Genomic DNA, 3,333 nt, shown 5'->3' with positions numbered 1-3,333 from the left:
AACGTCGGCGTCGATCGCCACTACAACGGCCGGCCCGCGCTCGACCTGGTGAACACGCTGTACGGCGGCCGCTTCACGTCGCTGCTGAACACGGAGTTGCGCATCAAGTCGGGGCTGACGTACGGCGCGTCGTCGCGCTTCGTTCGCGCGACGGTTGCTGGAGAGTTCGCCATCCGTTCGTTCACGCAGACGGACACGACGGCGCAGGCGCTCGATCTCACGCTGAAGACGCTCGACGATCTCAAGCACGGCGCGCTCGCGCCCGACATGCTCGAGTCCGCGCGCGCGTATGTGCTCGGCCAGTATCCGCTGCAGCTCGAGACCGCCGCCCACTGGGCCGGCACGCTGGCGGATCTCGAGTTCTACGGGCTCGGCACGGAGTACATCGAGGGTTATGGGCCGGCGCTCGCGAAGGTCGACGGCGCGGAGGCCACGGCCGTGACCGCCGACGCCTTCCCGCGTCCGAGCGATCTCGTCATCGTGCTGATCGGTGACGCGGCGAAGATCCGCGACGTCGCACAGAAGTACGGCCCGGTCACGGAGATGAAACTCTCCGCCCCGGACTTCGCGGCGAAGTAGTCGCGGCATGTCCGACCACGGTTCGTCTGCGAAGGCGATTCTCTACGCGTTCATCGCCAACCTGGGCATCGCGCTCGCGAAGCTCGGCGCCGCGCTCTACACGCACTCGGGCAGCATGCTGGCCGAATCCATCCACTCGTTCGCCGACTGCGGCAACCAGGTGCTGCTGTTCGTCGGCCTGCGCCAGGCGCAGAAGCCGCCGGACGCGAAGCATCCGCTCGGCTACGGCAAAGTGACGTACTTCTGGAGCTTCGTCGTCGCGCTGCTGCTGTTCTCGATGGGTGGTGTGTTCTCCATCTACGAGGGCTGGCACAAGCTGGGCGGCCACGCGGGCGAGCTCAACAAGCCGTGGGTGGCGCTCGCGGTGCTCGGCGTGTCGATCGCGCTCGAGTTCGGGTCGCTGCTGGGTTGTCTGAAGGAAGTGACGAAGCTGCGCGGCGACCGCTCCTTCGGGTACTGGCTGCGCAACACGCGCAATGCCGAGCTCGTCGTCGTGCTCGGGGAGGACGTGGCGGCGTTGATCGGTCTCGCGATCGCGTTCGTGTTCGTCGCGCTCGCGACGGTGACCGGCAACCTGGCGTTCGATGCGATCGGTTCGATCGCGATCGGTATCGTGCTGGTGTGCGTGTCCATCTTCGTCGCGGTGCGCATCAAGGGCCTGATCGTCGGCCGCTCGGCCGAAGAGGATCTGCAGGAGGCGTTGCGCGCGGAGGTCGACGCCGATCCGAACATCGACGCGCTGCTCAACGCGATCACGCTGCAGATGGGGCCGGACGTGATGCTCGCGCTCAAGGTGAAGATGTGCGCGGGCCTGTCGCTCGACGACGCGGTGGCCGCGCTGAACGCGCTCGAACGCCGCATCAAGACCAAGTTCCCCGAGGTCGCCTGGATCTTCGTCGAACCCGACGTCGCGGATTGACGGGGGCCGATGCGGACACTCCTGATTGGCGGCACATGGGGACGAGTCTGATTCCATGACTGCGAACAATGGATTCCCCGCCACCGTCTGGCGCGCCTTCGAGCGGCGTCACCGCGCTCTGCACCTGCTCGACGCCGAGATCGAATCGCAGCTCGTGCCCGATGTCGACGTGCATGGCACCGACATCCACCGCACCGAGACGATGATCCAGCTGCGCGTCGACGGCCGCAGCGTGCTCGTGCGCGTGCACGCGTGGCCGGATCGCTGGGCGTGGATCGACGCGCGTCACAGCGTGCGCGGCGGCTGGCGCTGGCAATTCACGACGCAGGGCCGCTTCGTGAACGCGGGCGGCGCGCGGGCGCTGGTGACGTACGTGGAGAAGATGCTGCGCACGGCGCAGCGGCCGGCGTGCGAAGTGGTCGATGCGATGCAGGCGATCTGGCGCGACTCGCTGATCAGCGGCAGCCGCCGCATCGCCTGAATCGAGGAATGTCCCGTTACCCGAAGTAGTTCGGATGCTCCGCCAGCCACGCCTTCTCCTGCGGCGTGTCCTCGCGCCCCAGCACCGGGTTGCGGTGCGGGAAACGCCCGAACAAGCGGATCAGATCGCGATGCTTGTTCGCATAAAAGATCAGGCCCTCGCACCACGGCCGATATTCCGGCGGCGCCTCGGCCGCATTGCGCGTGAGCGCGGCCAGTGCCGCATCCTGCGCCTCCATCGATTCGGCGTGCTCGAGCGGTAGATAGAAGAACAACCGCTCCCACGGCTCGAGCGCCGCGTCGGCGGCGAGCTGCAGCCCCTCGAGGGACAACGCGAGCGCCTCGCGATCGAACGCGAACGCCGCGGCCGTGCCGCGATACGCATTGCGCGGCACCTGGTCGAACAACAGGATCAGCGCGAGCCGCCGCTTCGGGCTGCCGGCCCAGCCCGCGAACTCGCCGCGCGACGCGCGCTCGAGCAACGGCTCGAGCGTCGTGCGGATCAACGCATCGCGCGCGGCGGCGGCTTCCGGTCCGTCGCCGCCGAACCAGAACGTATTCCTTTCGGTCAGACGCGCCAGGTTCATCGGACCTTGGCCGAACCAGAAATCGAGCACGTCGTTGGCGGTGCGCATGGCGACCGCGATGCTAGACCAAAACGACATCCGCGGCCGTTGTTACACTCGAACCAGGCCGGGGAAGAGGGCATCACATGAAGACTTGGGTCCGCGCGGCCATCGCCGTGCTCGCGTTCTGCTGTCCGCTCGTCGACGCCCAGGAGGCCGTGCCTTCCGCGCTGCGCGACTGGCAGGGCTGGGTGATGCACGGCGAGGAATTCCGTCGCTGTCCGTTTCTTTCCTCCACGTCGCTCGCCGCCGGCGAGCCGATCGATGCCGCATCCTTCCGCTGCGACTGGCCCGAGCGTCTTGCGCTCGCGGTCGACGCGCACGGCGGCACGTTCACGCAGCGCTGGCAGGTGTTCGCGCCCGAGTGGATAGGGCTGCCCGGCGACACCGAGCACTGGCCCCGCGACGTGAAGCTCGACGGCGCGCCCGCGCCGCTCGTGGAGAAGGATGGACTGCCGGCGCTGCGCCTCGCGCCCGGCAGCTACACCGTGACCGGCCGCTTCGAATGGAGCTCGCGTCCCGAGGCGCTGCCGGTGCCGGGGAGCTCCGCGATCGTCGATCTCACCGTCGATGGCCAACGCGTCGCACAGCCCGAGCGACCGGACGGTGCCGTGTGGCTCGGCAAGCGGCGCACCGCCGAGCAGGCCGCGGCACTCGAGGTCCAGGTCTATCGACTCGTGCAGGACGAGATCCCGGTGATCCTGCAGACGCACCTGCGGCTCAACGTCG

The 3,333-nt window shown here is 68.2% G+C and carries 5 protein-coding genes; 4 read left to right on the top strand and 1 reads right to left on the bottom strand.

The window, feature by feature from the left end:
- The 3 genes from JF616_00610 to JF616_00600 all read left to right on the top strand — a co-directional run.
- On the top strand, window positions 1–579 hold a 579-nt coding region (locus JF616_00610; GenBank protein MBW8886228.1), incomplete at its 5' end, for an insulinase family protein.
- A gap of 7 nt (window positions 580–586) precedes the next feature.
- A complete protein-coding gene (locus JF616_00605; GenBank protein MBW8886227.1) occupies window positions 587–1,498 on the top strand; it encodes a cation diffusion facilitator family transporter in 912 nt (303 codons plus the stop codon).
- Window positions 1,499–1,553: 55 nt separating this feature from the next.
- Window positions 1,554–1,979, top strand: a complete 426-nt coding sequence (locus tag JF616_00600; protein ID MBW8886226.1) for a hypothetical protein — start codon at window positions 1,554–1,556, stop codon at window positions 1,977–1,979.
- Window positions 1,980–1,995: 16 nt separating this feature from the next.
- Here the strand turns inward: JF616_00600 and JF616_00595 are convergent, their stop codons facing one another.
- Window positions 1,996–2,613 carry a DUF924 domain-containing protein gene (locus JF616_00595; protein ID MBW8886225.1) on the bottom strand — a complete coding sequence of 206 codons (618 nt, stop codon included), beginning with the start codon at window positions 2,611–2,613 and terminating at the stop codon, window positions 1,996–1,998.
- 77 nt (window positions 2,614–2,690) lie between these two features.
- Here JF616_00595 and JF616_00590 point away from each other — a divergent pair.
- A partial coding sequence (locus JF616_00590; GenBank protein ID MBW8886224.1) for a hypothetical protein occupies window positions 2,691–3,333 on the top strand: 643 nt, incomplete at its 3' end.

This window comes from Fibrobacterota bacterium, assembly GCA_019509785.1.
In the GTDB taxonomy this organism is placed as follows: domain Bacteria; phylum Fibrobacterota; class Fibrobacteria; order UBA11236; family UBA11236; genus Chersky-265.
The sequence above is the reverse complement of the archived record's forward strand: the minus strand, read 5'-3'. Positions and strand labels throughout refer to the sequence as shown.

What these genes read in the sequence shown, in the direction of transcription:
- JF616_00605 (MBW8886227.1), top strand. Translation starts at nt 587, where the DNA reads ATGTCCGACCACGGTTCGTCTGCGAAGGCGATTCTCTACGCGTTCATC.
- JF616_00600 (MBW8886226.1), top strand. Translation starts at nt 1,554, where the DNA reads ATGACTGCGAACAATGGATTCCCCGCCACCGTCTGGCGCGCCTTCGAG.
- JF616_00595 (MBW8886225.1), bottom strand. Translation starts at nt 2,613, where the DNA reads ATGCGCACCGCCAACGACGTGCTCGATTTCTGGTTCGGCCAAGGTCCG.